The following is a 17,728-nucleotide window of genomic DNA, read 5'->3' on the forward strand; positions in this document are numbered from 1 at the left end:
TGCGCGGCTGTAGCTCAATGGTAGAGCGCACGCTTCCCAAGCCTGATACGCGGGTTCGATTCCCGTCAGCCGCTCTCGCACCGAACGCCCCGAGCCCACCCGGCCGGGGCGTTCGTCGTCTCCCGGGGCCGCGCGGTAGGATGTCCCCGCGCCCCGTTCCCCGCATCCGCACCGGGGCGACCGCCCGGGCCCTGCGCCCGTCACCCGCACCCTGCTCACGAGGAGCACATCTCCCGTCATGCTGCGCACCATGTTCAAGGCCAAGATCCACCGTGCCGTCGTGACCCAGGCCGACCTCCACTACGTCGGCTCGGTCACCGTCGACCAGGACCTCCTCGACGCCGCCGACATCCTCCCCGGCGAGCTCGTCTCCATCGTGGACGTCACCAACGGCGCCCGGCTGGAGACCTACACGATCGCCGGCGAGCGCGGCTCCGGCGTCGTCGGGATCAACGGGGCCGCCGCCCACCTCGTGCACCCCGGGGACCTCGTCATCCTCATCAGCTACGCGCAGATGGACGACGCCGAGGCCCGCGCCCACGTGCCGTCCGTGGTCCACGTGGACGCGGACAACCGGATCGTCGACCTCGGGTCGGATCCCGCCGAGGCCCTGCTCGACAGCGTCGCCCGCCCGCCCCACTCCCGGACGCTGAGCGCCGCCCGCGCCGACCTGCCCGCCGCGTGACCCGCCCCGGCCCGACCGCGGACGGGCCGGTGATGGGATAGAACTGTAGGGGCCCGCGGACGCGGACCCGCAGCAGCGCGAGGGAGGGTCCCGTGACCGGAGTGTTCTCGGGGTTCTTCATCGTCTGGGCCGTCATCCTGACCGGCTACGCCGTGGGCCGGCGGGGCGTGCTGGGCCCCCAGGGGCAGCTCGTGCTGAGCAAGTTCGCCTTCTACGTGGCCAGCCCGCCGCTGCTGTTCCTCACCATCTCCGAGGCGGACATCGCCCAGATCCTCTCCGCGCCGCTGCTGGTGGCCGCCGTGTCCGCCGTGGCCACCACCCTCGTCTACGCCGGGATCGCCCGGTGGGTGCTGCGCCGGGACGCGGCCACCACCCTGATGGGCGCCCAGGCCGCCTCCCAGGTGAACTCGGCCAACCTCGGCATCCCGATCGCCGTCTTCGTGCTCGGGGACGCGTCCCAGGTGGTCCCCGTCATCCTGTTCCAGCTGGCGCTCAACACACCCGTCTACCTGACCGTCATGGACACCCTCACCGACGGCCGCCGTCCCAGCCTCGGCAGCGTCCTGGGCAACGTGGTCACCAACCCGATGATCGTGGGCTCCGGGCTGGGGATCCTCTTCGCCGTCACCGGGTGGAGGCTGCCGGAGGTGGTGCACGAGCCCGTGGAGCTGGTGGCGGGGGCCTCCATCCCGGCGATGCTGATGGCCTTCGGCATCTCCCTGGTGGGCGCCTCCCCGCTGCGGCGGGGTGCCGGGCCGCGCCGGGACGTGGTGCTGGCCAGCACGCTCAAGCTGCTGCTCCACCCGGCGCTGGCGTTCCTGTTCGCACGGTTCGTGCTGGGCCTGGACGGCCACGCCCTCTACGCCGTGGTGGTGATGGCGGCGCTGCCGACCGCCCAGAACATCTACGTGGCGGCCGTGCGCTACGGCCGGGCGGAGCAGCTGTGCCGGGACACCGTGCTGGTCACCACGGTGGTCGCCATGCTGACCATGGCGGTCGTGGCCCTGCTGCTCTCCTGAGCCGCTCCGCCGCGCCCCAGAACCTCGCGGCGCGGGGCCGCAACCGGCGCCGTTCCGGGCGGAAACAGCCGGGCGCACCGGGACACGCCCGGGCCCACGGCGGCACACCGATGCAGACCGTCAGGTTACTGGTCTGTGAGGTAGCGCACTCATAGACTGAAAGCTCCGTGCAGGGGTGGTCGACCGGCAGCACCCGCCGCCGACCGGGTCCCACAGGACCCCCTCGACGCCCCTCGCGGACCGCCACATCGCCGAAGGGGAGGAACGACCGTTGACCACCACCTCACACCCCCACAGAGCACCGGGCAGGCGGCGGCTCAGCGCCGCCGCGGCCCTCGGTGCCGTGGGCGCCCTGCTCATGACGGGGTGCGGTGACGCCGACGCCGGCGCCACCCCCACCCTGACCTGGTACATCAACCCCGACGCCGGCGGTCAGGCGGAGCTCGCGCAGCAGTGCTCCGAGGAGTCCGGAGGCCGGTACAACATCGAGACCTCGCTGCTCCCGCGCGACGCCGCGTCGCAGCGTGAGCAGCTCGCCCGGCGCCTGGCCGCCGGGGACAGCTCGATGGACATCATGAGCCTGGACCCGCCCTTCATCCCCGAACTGGCCGAGCCGGGCTTCCTGTCCCCCGTGCCGGGGGACGTGGAGGAGGCCACGACCCAGGACGTCCTGGCGGGGCCCCTGGAGGGCGCGAAGTGGAAGGACGAGCTGGTCTCGGTGCCGTTCTGGGCCAACACCCAGCTGCTGTGGTACCGGGAGTCCGTGGCGGAGGCCGCCGGTCTGAACATGGACGAGCCGGTGACCTGGGACCAGATCATGGACGCCGCGCGGGAGCAGGACAAGTACCTCGGGGTGCAGGGCACGTCGGCCGAGTCGATGACCGTGTGGGTGAACGCCCTCGTGGCGTCCGCGGGAGGCTCGATCGTGGAGAACCCGGAGGCCCCCTCCGACGAGATCTCGATCGGCCTGGACTCCGACGCCGGCCGGAAGGCGGCCGAGATCGTCGGGACCATCGGCCAGGACGGGCTCGGCGGCCCCGGCCTGCCGACCGCCGACGAGAACGCCTCGATGATCCAGTTCCAGTCCGACGACGGCTCCTTCATGGTCAACTGGCCCTTCATCTACGCGGCGACCGCCGCCGCCGTGGAGGGCGGGACGGTCGACCAGTCCGTGTACGAGGACATCGGCTGGGCCCTGTGGCCGCGGGTGGACCCGGACGAGCCCTCCGCTCCCCCGCTGGGCGGGATCAACCTCGGCGTGGGCGCCACGTCCGAGCACCAGGAGCTGGCGTGGGAGGCGGTCGAGTGCATCGTCCAGCCCGAGAACCAGGCCTACTACTTCGTGAGCAACGGCAACCCGGCGGCGTCCGAGGCCGCCTACGAGGACCCGGAGGTCCGGGAGGCCTACCCGATGTACGCCACGATCCGTGAGTCCCTGGACAACGCGGCCCCGCGCCCGCAGACGCCGTTCTACAACGAGGTCTCCACCGCCATCCAGCAGGAGTGGACCCCGCCGGCGTCCGTCACCGAGGACACGCCCCGGCTCACCGCCGAGTTCATCGAGTCCGTCCTGAGAGGAGAGCGGCTGCTATGAGCACCGTCGTCAACCCCAACGCCCCCGGCACCGGGCCCCGGGAGGTCTCCCCGGCCCCCGTGACCGGCCGCCGCAGCGCGAAGCCGCTGATGTCCGACCGGGCCCGGTCGGAGCGCAAGCTCGGCTGGATGCTCGCCGGTCCGGCGTTCATCGTGATGCTGCTGGTCACGATGTACCCGATCCTGCAGGCGCTGTGGGACTCCTTCTTCTCGTTCCGGCTCACCGCCCCCGGGGAGAAGGAGTTCGTCTTCCTCGGCAACTACGCCACGGTCCTCACCGACGGGGTGTTCTGGCGGGACCTGTGGATCACGGTGCTCATCACGATCGTCACCGTGGTCGTGGAGCTCGTCCTCGGCTTCGCCCTGGCGCTCGTGATGAACAACGCGATCCGCAACACCAAGGGTCTGCTGCGCACCGCGATCCTGGTGCCCTACGGCATCATCACCGTGGTCTCCGCGTTCGCCTGGTTCTACGCGTTCGACATCACGACCGGCTACATCAACAACTGGTTCTCCTGGGTCCCGGGCATCGGCCCGGACTTCAACTGGTTCGCGTCCCAGTGGCCGGCCCTGTTCGTGATCATGGCCTCCGAGATCTGGAAGACCACGCCGTTCATCTCGCTTTTGCTGCTCGCCGGCCTGGCCCAGGTGCCGAGCGAGTACACCGAGGCGGCGCGGGTCGACGGCGCCACGTGGTGGCAGCGGATGTCCCGGGTGGTCCTGCCCAACATGAAGGCCGCGATCATGGTGGCCGTGGTGTTCCGCGCCCTGGACGCGTTCCGCATCTTCGACAACATCTTCATCATGACCCAGGGGCAGTACGGCACGGAGACCCTGTCCCTGCTCGCCTACCGCACCTCCATCGGCCGACTGGAGATCGGGCTCGGCTCCGCGATCTCCGTGATCCTGTTCGTCTGCGTGCTGCTGATCGCCTTCGTCGCCATCAAGGTGTTCAAGGTCGACCTCGCCGGCGCCGGGAAGGGAAGGTAACCCATGACCACCAAGCAGAAGGTCGGATGGGGCGTCGTCACGGTCCTGGTCCTCCTCTACGCCCTATTCCCCGTCGCCTCGATCCTCATGACGTCCTTTAAGACGCCCGCGGACCTGACCTCCGGGAAGTTCCTGCCCACGCAGTGGGTCGGGGAGAACTACTCCTCGATCTTCGTGGGGCAGGCCCGCGAACTGTTCGTGCCCTCCCTGATCAACTCGATCGGCATCTGCCTGATCGCCACGGCCGTGGCCGTGGTGCTCGCCACGCTCTGCGCCTACGCGATCGCCCGGCTGGACTTCCCGGGCAAGAAGATGATCCTGACGGTCGCCCTGGCGGTGTCCATGTTCCCCGTGGTCTCGATCGTGACCCCGCTGTTCAACCTGTGGCGCCAGATCGGGCTGTACGACACCTGGCCCGGCCTGATCATCCCCTACCTCTCGCTCACCCTGCCGATCTCCATCTGGACGCTGACCGCGTTCTTCCAGCAGATCCCGTGGGACCTCGAGCGGGCGGCCCAGGTGGACGGCGCCACCACGTGGCAGGCGTTCCGCAAGGTCATCGTGCCGCTGGCCCTGCCCGGCGTCTTCACCACGGCGATCATCGCGTTCTTCATCGCGTGGAACGACTTCGTCTACGGCATCGGCCTCACCTCCACCGAGGCGGCCCGGCCCGTCCCGGCGGCGCTCGCGTTCTTCACCGGCGCCTCGCAGTTCGAGGACCCGGCGGGCGCGATCTCCGCGGCGGCCATCGTCGTCACCATCCCGGTGGTGCTGCTGGTGCTGCTGTTCCAGCGCCAGATCGTCTCCGGCCTCACCCAGGGCGCGGTCAAGGGCTGAGCCCGCGCCGCCTCCCGCATCTTCCGAACCGAACGAAGGACTGAGTCCCAGATGGCATCCATCACCCTCAACCACCTCGTCAAGAAGTACGGCGACGGCTTCCCGGCCGTCAACGACGTGTCGATCGACATCGCCGACGGCGAGTTCCTCATCCTCGTGGGGCCCTCCGGCTGCGGCAAGTCCACGCTGCTGCGGATGATCGTGGGCCTCGAGGACATCACCTCCGGGGACCTCCTGATCAACGGCCAGCGGGTCAACGAGAAGGAGCCCCGCGAGCGCAACCTGTCCATGGTGTTCCAGAACTACGCGCTCTACCCGCACCTGACCGTGTACGAGAACATCGCGTTCCCGCTGCGGCTGTCCAAGGGCAAGTTCTCCGACGAGGAGATCGACCGCAAGGTGCGCGCGGCGTCGTCGACCCTAGACCTCGACGACCACCTCGAGCGCAAGCCGGCCAACCTCTCCGGTGGTCAGCGCCAGCGCGTGGCGATGGGTCGGGCGATCGTGCGGGACGCCGACGCGTTCCTGTTCGACGAGCCCCTGTCCAACCTGGACGCGAAGCTGCGCGGCCAGATGCGCACCGAGATCGCCCAGCTCCAGCGCCGGATGGGCATCACCTCGGTCTACGTGACCCACGACCAGACTGAGGCCATGACCCTCGGCGACCGCGTGGCGGTGCTCAAGAAGGGCATCCTGCAGCAGATCGCCTCGCCCCGTGAGCTCTACGAGCAGCCGGCGAACCTGTTCGTGGCGGGGTTCATCGGCTCCCCGTCGATGAACTTCCTCCCGGCGCACGTGAAGGGCAGCGTGTTCGACACCCCGCTGGGCGAGATCCCGGTCCCCGAGAAGGCCGCCGGGAAGCTGCCTGCGGACGGGTCAATCGTGCTGCTCGGCCTGCGCCCCGAGCACTTCAACGACGCCAAGTTCGTGGACGAGGCGATCGCCTCCCGGGGCACCGTCTTCGACACCGAGTTCACCCACACGGAGTGGATGGGCAACGAGCAGTACGGCTACATCAACTACCGGCAGGACGACTCGGTCAAGGCGAAGCTCGACGAGCTGGCGCAGGAGCTGGACGGGGACGAGATGCACCCGCAGATCGTCGTCTCCCTGGACGCCACCTCCCGCATCCGCGGGGGGACGAAGGGCAGGATCTGGGTCGACACCCGCCGGATGCACGTCTTCGACCCCGAGACCGGCGCGAACCTGACCCGGGACGAGGAGGCCGGCGCCGAGCTGACCCGCGAGGCCGTCGAGGAGCGCAAGGCCGAGATCGAGCGGGCCCGCCAGGAGCTGGCCGCCGCCGGCTGAGCACGAGGCGCTCCGCACGGTGCCCGAGGAGCCCGCCGCCCGCTGCCGGGGCGGCGGGCTCCCGCGCGTCCGGGGCGCGGCAGGGGCCCGGGAGCACAGGGGCGCGGCAGGTGCCGGCGAGCCCAGGAACTCAGCCGGTGCCCGGCAGGCCGAGCGAGAACCACCCCACGAGGACGAGGACGGCGACCAGGCCCGCGGAGGACGCGGCCGAGCGCAGCCGCGGGTGCCGGAGCCCCCAGGGCACGAGCCGGGGCCAGCGGGCGGCGGCCTCCCGTGCCGTCGCGCGCTCGAGGTGGGTGCGGGGCGCCCCCAGCGCCACGGCGACGTCCTCGAGGGCGCGGGCGTCCCACACCGCGCCGTCGAGGCCCAGGACCCGGCGGCCCGAGCGGCCCGCCGCCCACAGGTGGGGACGGGCGGCCGACCGCGGGGCGCCGGCCGCCCGGTGCAGGGCCCCGACCGTGACGACGTGCTCCACCTCCGCGAGCGGCGTCGCGGCGAAGCCCACGGTGCGGGAGCGCAGGACGTGGCTGTCCGTGCGGACGACCAGCACCGGACGCAGCCGGACCCAGCACGCGGCGGCGGCGAGGAGCACGAGCGCGAGCACCACCACCGCCACGCCGGGGGCCGGCCGCCGCGCCCAGAGGAACAGCACGAGCACCACGACCACCAGCAGCGGGCCCAGGCAGGAGAGCAGGCGCCGGCCGTAGGAGCCCAGCCGGGGACGCAGCACGGCGCGGACGGGTCCGTACTTCTCGGGGACCTGGCGGACGGAGTCGGCCATGGGGAGTCAGCTCCAGACGGGGGACGGGATCGGGCGGGGGAAGGGGTGCGGCACGTAGCGTACCCGTCCTGGGGCGGACCGCGCCCCCTGGACGGGCCCCGCCCGGCCCGGTGCACGCACAGGCCGGGGGGCGATCGGCTAGCGTGATCGGATGGAGTCCAACGTCCGCGTGCTGAAAGCCCTCGGGGCCTGGCTGTTCCTCGTGCTGCTCGGGGTGGCGGCCGCCGCCGTCACCATCGCCCTGGTCAACAAGTACATGTACGGCCCGGAGACGGACGTGCGGGCCTACGTCGAGGACCTGCGGGACGGGGACGGCGGCGAGGCCCTGGGGCTGCTCAACGCCCGCGTCCCGGAGGCCAACGCGGCGATGCTGGACGGGGACCCGCTCGAGGCCGCGGCCGAGGACCTCGAGGACCTGGAGGTCTCCACCGTCTCGGAGGACGGCGAGCGGGCCGTGGTCCGCGCGGACTACACCCTCGACGGCGAGCCGCACAGCTCCGAGTTCGCCCTCCACCCCGTGGACACCCAGTGGGGCTTCTTCACGGTGTGGGCGTTCGACGAGACCCCCCTGCCCACGGTGACGGTCAGTCTGCCGGGGGCCACCTCGGTCGACGTGAACGGCATGTCCGTGGCCCTGCCGGAGTCCTCCGCGGAGTTCTCCGCCTTCTTCCCGGGCGCCTACACGGCCTCGTACACGTCCGAGCTCGTGGCGGCCGACCCGGTGCGCACCGTGCTGACCGACCCGGGCCAGCAGGCGGAGATCGTCCTGGAGGCCCGGCCGACCGAGGCCCTCGAGCGGGAGGTGGACCGGCAGCTGAAGGAGCACCTGGACGGCTGCGCCGGGCAGGGCAGCCTCTTCCCGTCCGGCTGCCCGTTCTCCTTCGAGTTCGACGGCCGGGTCTCGGGGGACGTGGAGTGGACGATCGAGTCCTATCCGGACCCGGAGATCGTCGTGGGCGCCGAGGGCGGCCGGGGCTGGGCCCTGGAGCCCGCGCAGGGCACCGCGCGGATCGCCTTCGACTCCCTCGACCTGTTCACCGGGGACATCGAACGGCTCGAGCGCACCGTGCCGTTCGAGGTCGCCGCCGACCTCGACATCGACGGCTCGACGGTGCGGGTCGACCCGCGCGGCTGAGCCCGCCGCGCGGGGACACCCCGCGGAGACATCCCCGGGTCATCCCCCGGGACACCGCCCGGCGCGACGCTCGACCGGGACCGCTCAGTTGACGCCGCGCAGGTCCAGGACCAGCTCGCTCTCGCCCTCGGCGTCCAGCACGAAGGGGATGCCCCAGTCCTGCTGGTAGAGGTGGCAGGCCGCGTGGTCGGGGATCTCCCCGCCCGGCTCGCCGTCGCACGCCGCGGCGCGCGCGGTGATGTGCAGGACGCCCTCGGTGACGCCGTCCGCCAGCACGAGCTGCCGGCGCAGGCCCTGGGCCGTGCCGGCGCCCTCGGCCAGCGCCTCCTCCGGGGAGGACGAGATCTTCAGCTGCGTCGGGTCCCCCCACCGGTCGTCGAGCTTCTGCCCGGTCGGCGCCGCGAAGCGCACCTCCACCGCGAGCGCGCCCGGGGCGAGCCTGGTGCGGGCCCGCTGGGTCCGCGACGCCCCCTCGTCGACGCGCTGGGCGGCGGCGGGGATCGGCACGCGCACCAGGCGGTGGGCGTTGGCCTCGACGACGACGAGCAGCGGCTCCTCCCCCGAGACGTCCAGCAGCACGTCGGAGGGCTCGGCCAGACCGCGGGCCAGCGTGGCCACCTGCCGGGTCCGGGGGTCGTAGTGGCGCACGGCGCCGTTGTAGGTGTCCGCCACGGCCACCGACCCGTCGGGCAGCTGGGCCACGCCGAGGCAGTGCTGCAGGCGGGCCCCACCGGCGTCGCCGTCGCGGAAGCCGAAGTCGAACAGCCCCTCGCCCACGGCGGTCTCGACCGCGACGGCCCCGTCGTCGTCGAACCGGAGCACGCGCAGGGCGGAGGTCTCCGAGTCGGCGATCCACACGTTGCCCTCGTGGTCCTCCGCGAGGCCCGAGGACTGCGCGAACCACGCCTCGGCGCCGGACCCGTCCTTGAGCCCCTCGTCCCCCGTGCCCGCGAGCACGGCGAGCCTGCCGGTCCGGGGGTCGAACGAGAACAGCTGGTGGGTGCCCGCCATGGCCACCACGAGCCGGTCGGCCCGCGCGGACCACACGACGTCCCACGGGGAGGACAGCGCCACCTCCAGCGGGTCGGCCTCGGGGTCGATGTGGTTCGGCTCCGCCCCCCGCGCGCGCTCCTCGTCGAGCAGCCGCTGCACCCCGCTGCCGGCCACCGTGCGCACCTGCCCCGTGGCGAGGTCCACGCCCCGGAGCCGGTGGTTGACGGAGTCCGCCACGACCACGTCGTAGCCGGCGGCCGCGCGCACCTCCTCGGGCAGCAGCGTGAGCCCCTGGGGCTCGGTGAAGCGCGCGGTCCCCGGGTCGCCGTCCGCGTGGCCCTTGCCCGCGCCGATCACCCGGCGGACGGTCTCGAGGTCGTTGTCGAGCTGGACCAGGCGGTGGTGGCCCGTGTCGGAGACCAGGAACGAGCCGTCCGGCAGCGGCAGCACCTTGCCCGGGAAGCGGAGATCCCCCTCGGGCGCCGGCCGGGGCACGTACGGCCCGTCGCCGCGGTGCAGGGTGCCCCGGGCCTCGTGCTCGGCCACGAGCTCCTCCACGAGGGTGACGAGGCCCTGCACGTGGCCCTCCCCCGAGAGGTGCGCCACGATGTAGCCCTCCGGGTCCACCACCACGAGCGTGGGCCACGCGCGGGCCGTGTAGGCGTCCCAGGTGGTCAGCTCGGGGTCGTCGAGCACGGGGTGGTGGACCTCGTAGCGGTCCACGGCGGCCGCGAGCGCGTCCGGGTCGGCCTCGTGCTCGAACTTCGGGGAGTGCACGCCCACCGTGACGAGGACGTCGGAGAAGCGCTCCTCGAGGGGGCGCAGCTCGTCGAGCACGTGCAGGCAGTTGATGCAGCAGAAGGACCAGAAGTCCAGGACCACGACCTTGCCGCGCAGCGCGGCGAGGTCGAGGTCCCTGCCTCCGGTGTTGAGCCAGGCACGGCCCTGCAGCTCGGAGGCGCGGACGCGGGAGGTGAGGCGCATGGAGGGGGATCCTTTCGGGGCGGAGCAGGACGGGTTGGACCGGGGCGGGACGGGCGGCAGGACGGGCGGCGGGGCTCAGGGCCGGGCGGCGCGGTCGTCGCGCTCGGCGAGCCCGGCCATCATCTCGTTGTAGGCCTTGAGCTCGGCGTCGTCCGTGCGGTCGGCCTTGCGGTCCGCACGGCGGTTCTCCTTGGTGCCCTCGATCGCCCACATGATCGCGACGACGACGGCGACGACGACGGTGGGGAACTCGCCGATCCCCCACATGAGGGCCCCGCCGAGCTGCTGGTCCTCGATCGCGGTGCGGCCCCAGTCCCGGCCGGTGTTGCCGAACCAGGAGGCCTGCAGCAGGGTGTCGGAGCCCATGAGGGCGACCCCCACGAAGGCGTGGTAGACCATCGTGGCCAGCAGCAGGACCAGGCGCATCATATGGCCGGGGCGGTACGGGACGGGGTCCGTGCCGATCAGCACCAGCATGAACAGGTACCCGGTGATCAGGAAGTGCACGACCATGAGCACGTGGCCCACGTGGTAGTGCAGGGTGAAGTGGAACAGCGGGGTGAAGTAGAAGACCACGATGGAGCCGGCGAAGTTCACGGCCGCGAAGATCGGGTGCGTCACGACCCTGCCGAACCCGGAGTGCACGAGCCGCAGGATCCACTCCCGGGGCCCGCGGGTGCCGTCCGGGCGGGACTCCAGGGCCTTGAGCAGCAGGGTGACCGGTGCACCCAGGACCAGGAAGATCGGCACGACCATGGTCAGTGCCATGTGCTCGACCATGTGCGCCGAGAACAGGACCCGGCCGTAGACGGCGAACCCGCCCGAGGTGATGAAGAACAGCACCCCGACCCCGGTGAGCCACGAGAGGGTGCGCAGCACGGACCAGGAGTCCCGACGCCGGCGCACCCGCGCGAACGCCCACAGGTAGACGACCGCGAGGAACACGCAGACCGCGAGCCACAGCCAGTCGACGCGCCACGTGGTGAACCACGAGGCCGCGGTGGGCTCGGGCGGCAGCTCGTACCAGGTAAGGATCAGCGCCGGGGAGGCGTCCGGGGCGATCTCCTCGGGCACCGGCGGGGCGGTCCGGGACAGGGCCACGGCGACGCCCATGACGGCGCCCATCACGAGCAGCTCCCCGAGCACGAGCTGCCACACGGCGTGGCGGGCCGTGAGCCGGCCGGCCTCGAGCGCGGGCACCAGCCACCGGCGGTGCGCGAGGCCCGCCAGGCCGAGGCCCAGCGTGAGGACGAACTTGACCAGCACGAGCCACCCGTAGCCGCTGAAGAGCTGCTCCCAGGAGCCGATGCGCACGGCCGCGTTGACCGTCCCTGAGAGCAGGACGAGGAGGAAGGCGCCGAGGGCGACCGCGGAGAAGCGGCGCAGGACCACGGCCGCGAGCGGCACCCGCCGCCGCGGACCGGCGGGCGGACGGCCCCGGGCGGCGCCCTCGGGCAGCCTGCCGGTGCCGGCGTCCGGGGCGCTCAGCTGCGGGGAGAGCCAGGCGAGCACCACGAGCCCTCCCGTCCACAGCCCCGCGCCCAGCAGGTGCAGGCCCAGGGAGTTGACGGCGCCCATGTGGTCGTTGCCGCCGGCGGAGTGCCCGTTGAGGGCCATGGCGACGAGGGCCGCGCAGGACAGGGCCAGGGTGAGCAGCAGCCCGAGCATCGCCCGGATGCCGAAGACCAGGGTGGTCACGACGGCCGCCACCACGACGATCGCCGCCTGGGCCTGCCCGGTGGGGATGTCCGTGGTGTAGTGCAGCAGCTGCTGGGTGTAGGCCCCGTCCCCGCCCACGGGCACGCCCGCGACGTCGGAGTAGGACAGGACGAGCACGGCCACGGCGGCTACGGTCCAGACCACGGCCGCGGCCTCGGCGAGGCGCAGGGTGCGGCGGAACAGCGGGTGCTCGGGGGCCGCGGCGCGGTCCCGGGCGCCCCGGCGGCGCCCGTCGGGAGTGGTCGGCACGACGCCCACCGCGAACAGCAGGGCACCCATGACCACCACCAGCGCGCCGTTGTGCACGAGCTCCGCGGCGGGCAGCCCCCAGCGGACCAGCGCCCCGGGGTCGGCGGCGAGCCGGGCCGCGCCGGAGCCGGTCCCCAGCATCGCCGCGATGAGCGCCGCGAGGGCCACGAGGGGCACGGCCGCGAGCCACCAGGGGTCGATCCCCCGGTCGCCCGGCCGGGCTGCGGTGCCGTGGTCGGCGCGCTCGGCCGTCCTCGAACTCATGGTCAGTCTCCTTCATCCGCCCCACGACGACGGGGCGGCCCGTCTCCATTGTCCCTCCCCGAGCGCACCGGCCCGTGCGCGTGTGCCGGATCCCACACGGGCGGTCCTCAGCCCTGGAAGAGCACGGCGCCCACGAACCCTCCCTCGGCGCAGCCGGGGGGCACGGCGAAGACCGCGGACCCGACCGGGGTGGTCCAGGCGTTGAGCATGTCGAGCTCGTCGAGCCGGCGCTGGATCGGGACGAACTGGCGGTCGACGTCCGCGCAGTACGCCGCGAAGACCATCCCCGCGTCGCTGACCCCTCCGGTGGTCGCGCCCCGGCCCCGGGTGCCCGAGGCGCCCGCCATGGGCAGGTCGTAGTTGTAGACCCGCCGGTGGATCCGCTCGAGGGGGTCCTCCGAGCGCGAGCGGCGCACGTGGGCGTAGTCCGCGATGACGGGGAAGCCCAGCGGCCCCCGCGCGGCGAGGTCCGGCTCGTCGTGCTCGGCGCCGCCCGTCAACGGGGCGCCGTTGCGCAGGCGCCGCCCCACGGCGTCCTCCCGCGCCGGCGTGTCCGCCTCGTCCCAGGTGTCCAGGTTCATGGCGATCCGGCGGACGACCAGGGCCGTGCCGTCCGGGACCCACGGCGCGAAGCCGTCCCGGCCGTGGACCACCCGCTCGTACTCCTCGCTGCCGCCCCGGGGGTTGACGGTGCCGTCCACCTGGCCGAAGAGGTTGCGCATGCTCTGCCCGTCCGGGACGGAGCCCACGGTGTGCCGGAAGCCGTCCTGCACCCAGCGCACGGCGGCGAAGGAGCGGGCGGCCTTGAGCAGCACCCGCTGGGCGTGCGAGACCGCGAGGCGGTCGTCGGCGCAGATCTGCAGCAGCAGGTCGCCGTCGCTCCACCGCTCCTCGAGCCGGTCGATCGAGAACGGGGGCAGGGGCCGCAGCCAGGCCGGCGTGCGGTCCGGGGCGACCAGTCCGAGCAGCCGCCGCCCGAAGCCGAGGGTGACCGTGAGCCGCGCGGGGTGCTCGGCGAGCCACGGCTCCTGGTCGGCGACCGGCGCCCGGCCCTGGGTCAGGGCGGCGGCGTCCTCGGAGAGCACCCCCAGCAGGCGCCGCACCGCGTCCCGGGTGGTGTCCCGGCTCAGGTCCAGCGCCACGAAGGCGGCGAACGCCTGCGGCGCGGTCGCCACCCCGGCCCGACGGGCGCCGTGGAAGGGCTCGACGGCCTGCCCGCGCCCCTGCGGTGCCGCCCGGGTGGTGTCCTGCGGGGCCGCGGCGGGGGGGGCCCCGGCGCGGCGGGCCGACTCCAGGCCCAGGGCGGAGACGGCGCCGACGCCGGCGCCGCCGCCCGCCACGAGCAGGCGCCGCCGGTCCAGGCCGCGGGCCTCACCCACGGCAGCCCGGCAGTTCCGCCGCCGACGTGGCCCCGGAGGGCGACCTCGTCCCGCTCGCGTGACCCCCGGCGTGCCCCCCGCCGTCGCCCGCGTGGTCGTCCTCGCCGGCGTCCTCGTCCCCGCCGTGGCCCGGGGCGTACTCCTCCTGGGCGCCCGCGTAGTCGCGGACGGCCGCCGTGACCGTCTGCTGGGTCCCGTCCTCGAAGCGCAGGACGAGCTCGAGGTCGTCCCCGGCACGGAGGCCGCAGCGCAGGTCCAGGAGCATGAGGTGGTCCGCCCCGGGCTCGAGGGCGTAGGACTCCCCCGGCGCGATGCCGACCGGGTCCTGCATCCGCTGCATGACCGTGCTGCCGGTCTCGGGGTCGAGCACGGTCTCGTGCAGCTCGACCGCCCCGGCGACGCCCTCGGCGGACGCGCCGGTGAGCACGACCGGGGCGTCGCCCTCGTTGACGAGGGTGCCGAACACCCCGGTCATGCCTCCACCGGAGGCCGCCTTCGCCCAGGGCTGCTCCACGGTGAGCGGTTCGTGCGCGGCGGCGCCCCCGGCGTCGTGCGGGAGGGGGCGCCGGAGGCGGAGATGGACGCGGTGGACGGTGCCGCCTCCTGGGCGGAGGACGCGCAGCCCGTGAGCGCGAGGGCGCCGGGGGCGAGGACGGTGCTGGTGCGCAGCAGCGCGGCGGGCAGAGAGGTGGACAGGGAAGTGGGCACGGGTGCTCCTGGGAGTCGGTGACGAGGGTGCGCGGCGCGGGCACGCGCAGAAGGGTGGGCGGCGGCAGCCTCCGGGGTCGCGGCGGCGCCCGGCGGGCGGCGGCCTGCGGGTGCGGACGGTGCGGGAGCGGGGCGGACCCCGGGAGCTCAGCCCTTGCGGCGCCGGCTCGAGACGAGGCTCACCACGCCGAGCACGGCGAGAGCCACGGCCCCGCCGGCGACCGCGACGAGCCAGAGCGGGACGTCCCCGGACGAGGCGCGGTCCGCGGCGTCCTGGGCGCTCGCGGCGGCGTCCTCCACCGCGGCGCTCGGGTCCGCCGAGGGCTCGCCGCCGGAGCCGACGTCGTAGCTGAACGTGCCCTCGATGGGGTGCCCGTCGCCGGAGACCACGCGCCAGACCACGCGGTAGGTCTCGTCCTCCGCGCCGGCCGCGGTCAGGGGCTGGACGACCGTGTTCCCCTCGGGCTCGAGCGGGCCCTCCGTCACGGAGCGTCCCTCGGAGTCGGTGACCAGGATCTGGTGGCCGATGTCCATGATTTCGCCGGAGAAGGTGAGCTCGAGCTCCTCCGGCGCGGTGGTCAGGACGGAGTCGGGCTCCGGTGTGACGGCGGTCAGCTCGTCGTGCGCGGCGGCGGGCAGCAGGGGCAGGAGGGTGAGGGCTCCGGCTGCCAGCAGGGCGGCGGTGCGGCGGGTGGTGGACGTGGGCATGGGGTCTCCTCGGGGCCGGGCGGCGGTGGGCGGGGCCGCCGGGCCGGGAGGGCCGGGCGGCGGGCACGGGCCGTCGGACGTCCTGCCGAGGTCGGTGGCCCGGGCGGCGCCCCGCGGCCGTCCGGCTCAGCCGGCGGGCAGCGTGGCGGGTCCCGGGAGGAGGACCGGCAGCAGGGGTCGACGGCGGGCGCGCGGCGGCCCGCGGTGGGAGCGCACGGGACGCAGCAGCGTCTGGTCGGTCAGCACGTGCGGGCGCCCAGCCCGCACGGCGCGCGGGCGGCCGACGACCACGGGGGCCGGCAGCACCTGCCGCCGGCGGCGCACGCGCAGCCGCAGCGCCTCCAGGAGGACCACGGCAGCGACCTCGCCGTGGCGCATGAGCACGTAGGAGGCCAGTGCGGCGAGCACGTGGGAGACGAGCATGGCGGTCCCGCCGTGCTCGGCGTGGGCCTGGACGTCCAGCACGAGGGCGGGGCCGGGCGCACCCCCAGTGGCGCCGTGCTGCGCGGCGTGGTGCAGGGAGGGATGGGCGGCGTGGGCCACCGTGCCGGCACCGCCGGAGGCCGCGAACAGGGCGTGCAGGACGGACTGGCTGAGCAGCACGCCCAGCAGCAGGGACGACCGCGAGAGCACCCGGCCGGCCAGGGCCATGCACAGCGGCCCGGACACCGCCAGCGAGAGGAGCACGAGCACGACGGGCGGGGCCTGCCCGCCGGCGGCCGCGTGGGAGATCGCGGCGGCGGAGGTGGCGATGGCCGCTCCGGCCCAGCCGCGGGCGAGGCGCCGTGCACGTGGGCTCACGCCGCACCTCCCGTCTGGATCGCCGGCCGCTCGGCCCGATGGTCCCATTATGCGCGCCGCCCCCGGCGCCGGACCAATTGCGGCGCCCGGGGCCGCGCGGCCGGTTGCGTTCGCGGCGCGGCGTGCCCGGCGCGGGACCCGGGCACGCCGAAGGGGCGGCCCCGGTGCGGGGGCCGCCCCTTCGGACGAAGCCATGGGACGGGGCCCGGAACGGACCCGCGGGTGTCCTTACTTCTTGGACACGGCCGCCTTGAGCTTGGAACCAGCGGTCAGCTTGACGCCGTGGCCGGCCGGGATCTCGATGGTCTCGCCGGTCTGGGGGTTGCGACCGGTGCGAGCGGCACGGTCGGTGCGCTCGACGGCCAGCCAGCCCGGGATGGTGATCTTCTCACCGGCGGAGACGGACTCCTCGAAGACCTGGAACATCGCGTCCAGGACGCCGTTCACGGCGGCGTTGGTGGTGCCGGCCTTCTCGGCGACCTCTGTGACGAGTTCACTGCGGTTCTTAGCCATGTTCATGTCCTCCTGGACTTGGGGTCGTGGGGAAGCGCGGCACGGGGACCGATCGCGCTCCTGCGTCAGAAATTACCAGCTGGACTTGGTGATGCCGGGCAGTTCGCCGCGGTGAGCCATGTCGCGGAACCGGACGCGGGAGATGCCGAACTTCTGGAGGGTGCCGCGGGGGCGGCCGTCGATCTGGTCCCGGTTGCGCAGCCGGACCGGGGAGGCGTCCCGGGGCAGCTTCTGCAGGCCCAGGCGGGCCTCCTCGCGGGCCTCGTCGGTGGCGTTCTCGTCGACGAGGGTCTTCTTGAGCTCGGCACGCTTCGCGGCGTAGCGCTCGACGACGACCTTGCGCTGCTCGTTCTTGGCGATCTTGGACTTCTTGGCCATGGATTCAGCGCTCCTCGCGGAAATCGACGTGCTTGCGGACGACCGGGTCGTACTTCTTGAGCACCATGCGGTCCGGGTCGTTGCGGCGGTTCTTGCGGGTCACGTAGGTGAAACCGGTGCCGGCGGTGGACTTCAGCTTGATGATGGGACGAACGTCCTTGTCCTTGGCCATGCTAGATCTTCTCCCCACGTGCGAGAATGTCGGTCACGACGGAATCGATGCCACGGGCGTCGATGACCTTGATGCCCTTGGCGCTGACGTTGAGCGTCACGCTGCGGCGCAGCGACGGCACCCAGTACCGCTTCTTCTGGATGTTCGGGTCGAACCGGCGCTTGGTACGGCGGTGCGAGTGCGAAATGCTGTGCCCAAAGCCCGGCTGAGCTCCGGTCACCTGGCAGTGCGCTGCCATAGTGTTCTCCTCCAATGTTGACGAAATGACGGCACGCAGTGGGTGCCGCAGTTGATCACTCAGCTGCAGCAACGGGCGTCCCGCCACCTTCAGAATTGCCACCGTTCGCCAACCGGGCCCTCTCGTAAGACCCGCGGCCGGAACCGGCGAAGGCCTCGCCACGATGAAGACGGTGAAGATCAAGGTGCCGGAAGGTGGACTCCACCACACGACAGCCTTGAAGTCTAGGCCCGGACGGACTTCCCCGCAACCTGACGTCAGGTGTGACCAG

Annotated in this window: 19 protein-coding genes and 1 tRNA gene; 8 read left to right on the forward strand and 12 right to left on the reverse strand. The window is 73.2% G+C overall.

The annotated features are described in order from the left end of the window. The first annotated feature begins 3 nt into the window (after positions 1–3). The 7 genes from RF647_RS01145 to RF647_RS01175 all read left to right on the forward strand — a co-directional run bounded on the left by RF647_RS01145 (position 4) and on the right by RF647_RS01175 (position 6,435). Positions 4–74: transfer RNA gene (locus tag RF647_RS01145), tRNA-Gly, on the forward strand. Positions 75–238: 164 nt separating this feature from the next. Continuing rightward, positions 239–685 (forward strand): aspartate 1-decarboxylase, encoded by a 447-nt coding sequence (gene panD / locus RF647_RS01150; RefSeq protein WP_368810135.1) that lies wholly within the window; start codon positions 239–241, stop codon positions 683–685. A gap of 92 nt (positions 686–777) precedes the next feature. Continuing rightward, positions 778–1,704 (forward strand): AEC family transporter, encoded by a 927-nt coding sequence (locus tag RF647_RS01155; RefSeq protein WP_368810136.1) that lies wholly within the window; start codon positions 778–780, stop codon positions 1,702–1,704. Between the two features lie 271 nt (positions 1,705–1,975). Then, positions 1,976–3,298, forward strand: coding sequence for an extracellular solute-binding protein (locus RF647_RS01160; RefSeq protein ID WP_368810137.1), 1,323 nt, complete (start codon positions 1,976–1,978; stop codon positions 3,296–3,298). Positions 3,299–3,387: 89 nt separating this feature from the next. Then, positions 3,388–4,287: a carbohydrate ABC transporter permease gene (locus tag RF647_RS01165; RefSeq protein WP_109268261.1), complete on the forward strand. Its 900-nt coding sequence runs from the start codon at positions 3,388–3,390 to the stop codon at positions 4,285–4,287. Positions 4,288–4,290: 3 nt separating this feature from the next. Further along, the gene (locus RF647_RS01170) at positions 4,291–5,124 is read left to right on the forward strand and encodes a carbohydrate ABC transporter permease (protein ID WP_368810138.1); all 834 of its coding nucleotides are present in this window, start codon (positions 4,291–4,293) and stop codon (positions 5,122–5,124) included. A 51-nt stretch (positions 5,125–5,175) separates the two neighbouring features. Continuing rightward, complete coding sequence (locus RF647_RS01175) at positions 5,176–6,435, forward strand: ABC transporter ATP-binding protein (RefSeq protein ID WP_133409144.1); 1,260 nt, start codon at positions 5,176–5,178, stop codon at positions 6,433–6,435. Between the two features lie 130 nt (positions 6,436–6,565). Here the strand turns inward: RF647_RS01175 and RF647_RS01180 are convergent, their stop codons facing one another. Continuing rightward, positions 6,566–7,216 carry a hypothetical protein gene (locus RF647_RS01180; protein ID WP_368810139.1) on the reverse strand — a complete coding sequence of 217 codons (651 nt, stop codon included), beginning with the start codon at positions 7,214–7,216 and terminating at the stop codon, positions 6,566–6,568. A gap of 151 nt (positions 7,217–7,367) precedes the next feature. Between RF647_RS01180 and RF647_RS01185 the strand changes: the two genes are divergently transcribed. Continuing rightward, on the forward strand, positions 7,368–8,351 hold the full coding sequence (locus RF647_RS01185; protein WP_368810140.1) for a hypothetical protein: 984 nt from the start codon (positions 7,368–7,370) through the stop codon (positions 8,349–8,351). An 84-nt stretch (positions 8,352–8,435) separates the two neighbouring features. Here RF647_RS01185 and RF647_RS01190 read toward each other — a convergent pair whose 3' ends face one another. The 11 genes from RF647_RS01190 to rpmB all read right to left on the reverse strand — a co-directional run bounded on the left by RF647_RS01190 (position 8,436) and on the right by rpmB (position 17,457). Further along, positions 8,436–10,328, reverse strand: coding sequence for an NHL domain-containing thioredoxin family protein (locus tag RF647_RS01190; RefSeq protein WP_368810141.1), 1,893 nt, complete (start codon positions 10,326–10,328; stop codon positions 8,436–8,438). Positions 10,329–10,403: 75 nt separating this feature from the next. Then, positions 10,404–12,560: a cytochrome c oxidase assembly protein gene (locus RF647_RS01195; RefSeq protein ID WP_368810142.1), complete on the reverse strand. Its 2,157-nt coding sequence runs from the start codon at positions 12,558–12,560 to the stop codon at positions 10,404–10,406. 107 nt (positions 12,561–12,667) lie between these two features. After that, positions 12,668–13,939 carry a Dyp-type peroxidase gene (locus tag RF647_RS01200; protein ID WP_368810143.1) on the reverse strand — a complete coding sequence of 424 codons (1,272 nt, stop codon included), beginning with the start codon at positions 13,937–13,939 and terminating at the stop codon, positions 12,668–12,670. Then, positions 13,932–14,414 carry a copper chaperone PCu(A)C gene (locus RF647_RS01205; protein WP_368810144.1) on the reverse strand — a complete coding sequence of 161 codons (483 nt, stop codon included), beginning with the start codon at positions 14,412–14,414 and terminating at the stop codon, positions 13,932–13,934. The genes RF647_RS01200 and RF647_RS01205 overlap by 8 nt, the downstream gene beginning before the upstream one ends. Continuing rightward, positions 14,411–14,647, reverse strand: coding sequence for a hypothetical protein (locus RF647_RS01210; RefSeq protein WP_368810145.1), 237 nt, complete (start codon positions 14,645–14,647; stop codon positions 14,411–14,413). Before RF647_RS01210 ends, RF647_RS01205 begins: the two co-directional genes overlap by 4 nt. Positions 14,648–14,794: 147 nt before the next feature. Next, on the reverse strand, positions 14,795–15,355 hold the full coding sequence (locus tag RF647_RS01215; RefSeq protein WP_368810146.1) for a copper resistance protein CopC: 561 nt from the start codon (positions 15,353–15,355) through the stop codon (positions 14,795–14,797). A gap of 126 nt (positions 15,356–15,481) precedes the next feature. Beyond that, positions 15,482–16,156, reverse strand: a complete 675-nt coding sequence (locus RF647_RS01220) for a hypothetical protein (RefSeq protein WP_368810147.1) — start codon at positions 16,154–16,156, stop codon at positions 15,482–15,484. Between the two features lie 228 nt (positions 16,157–16,384). Next, the gene (locus RF647_RS01225; RefSeq protein ID WP_368810148.1) at positions 16,385–16,669 is read right to left on the reverse strand and encodes an HU family DNA-binding protein; all 285 of its coding nucleotides are present in this window, start codon (positions 16,667–16,669) and stop codon (positions 16,385–16,387) included. A 72-nt stretch (positions 16,670–16,741) separates the two neighbouring features. Further along, the gene (rpsN, locus tag RF647_RS01230; protein ID WP_017832641.1) at positions 16,742–17,047 is read right to left on the reverse strand and encodes a 30S ribosomal protein S14; all 306 of its coding nucleotides are present in this window, start codon (positions 17,045–17,047) and stop codon (positions 16,742–16,744) included. A 4-nt stretch (positions 17,048–17,051) separates the two neighbouring features. Continuing rightward, positions 17,052–17,219, reverse strand: a complete 168-nt coding sequence (gene rpmG, locus RF647_RS01235) for a 50S ribosomal protein L33 (protein ID WP_017832642.1) — start codon at positions 17,217–17,219, stop codon at positions 17,052–17,054. A gap of 1 nt (position 17,220) precedes the next feature. Further along, positions 17,221–17,457 carry a 50S ribosomal protein L28 gene (gene rpmB, locus RF647_RS01240; RefSeq protein WP_017832643.1) on the reverse strand — a complete coding sequence of 79 codons (237 nt, stop codon included), beginning with the start codon at positions 17,455–17,457 and terminating at the stop codon, positions 17,221–17,223. Positions 17,458–17,728: the final 271 nt, after the last annotated feature.

Origin of the sequence: Kocuria sp. CPCC 205263, from assembly GCF_040981075.1 — a bacterium.
Taxonomy (GTDB): Bacteria; Actinomycetota; Actinomycetes; order Actinomycetales; family Micrococcaceae; genus Kocuria; species Kocuria rosea.

Coding starts and splice junctions, on each gene's coding strand:
- panD (WP_368810135.1), top strand. CDS start 239: ATGCTGCGCACCATGTTCAAGGCCAAGATCCACCGTGCCGTCGTGACC.
- RF647_RS01165 (WP_109268261.1), top strand. CDS start 3,388: ATGTCCGACCGGGCCCGGTCGGAGCGCAAGCTCGGCTGGATGCTCGCC.
- RF647_RS01170 (WP_368810138.1), top strand. CDS start 4,291: ATGACCACCAAGCAGAAGGTCGGATGGGGCGTCGTCACGGTCCTGGTC.
- RF647_RS01175 (WP_133409144.1), top strand. CDS start 5,176: ATGGCATCCATCACCCTCAACCACCTCGTCAAGAAGTACGGCGACGGC.
- RF647_RS01180 (WP_368810139.1), bottom strand. CDS start 7,216: ATGGCCGACTCCGTCCGCCAGGTCCCCGAGAAGTACGGACCCGTCCGC.
- RF647_RS01185 (WP_368810140.1), top strand. CDS start 7,368: ATGGAGTCCAACGTCCGCGTGCTGAAAGCCCTCGGGGCCTGGCTGTTC.
- RF647_RS01190 (WP_368810141.1), bottom strand. CDS start 10,328: ATGCGCCTCACCTCCCGCGTCCGCGCCTCCGAGCTGCAGGGCCGTGCC.
- RF647_RS01195 (WP_368810142.1), bottom strand. CDS start 12,560: ATGAGTTCGAGGACGGCCGAGCGCGCCGACCACGGCACCGCAGCCCGG.
- RF647_RS01205 (WP_368810144.1), bottom strand. CDS start 14,414: ATGACCGGGGTGTTCGGCACCCTCGTCAACGAGGGCGACGCCCCGGTC.
- RF647_RS01215 (WP_368810146.1), bottom strand. CDS start 15,355: ATGCCCACGTCCACCACCCGCCGCACCGCCGCCCTGCTGGCAGCCGGA.
- RF647_RS01225 (WP_368810148.1), bottom strand. CDS start 16,669: ATGGCTAAGAACCGCAGTGAACTCGTCACAGAGGTCGCCGAGAAGGCC.
- rpsN (WP_017832641.1), bottom strand. CDS start 17,047: ATGGCCAAGAAGTCCAAGATCGCCAAGAACGAGCAGCGCAAGGTCGTC.
- rpmG (WP_017832642.1), bottom strand. CDS start 17,219: ATGGCCAAGGACAAGGACGTTCGTCCCATCATCAAGCTGAAGTCCACC.
- rpmB (WP_017832643.1), bottom strand. CDS start 17,457: ATGGCAGCGCACTGCCAGGTGACCGGAGCTCAGCCGGGCTTTGGGCAC.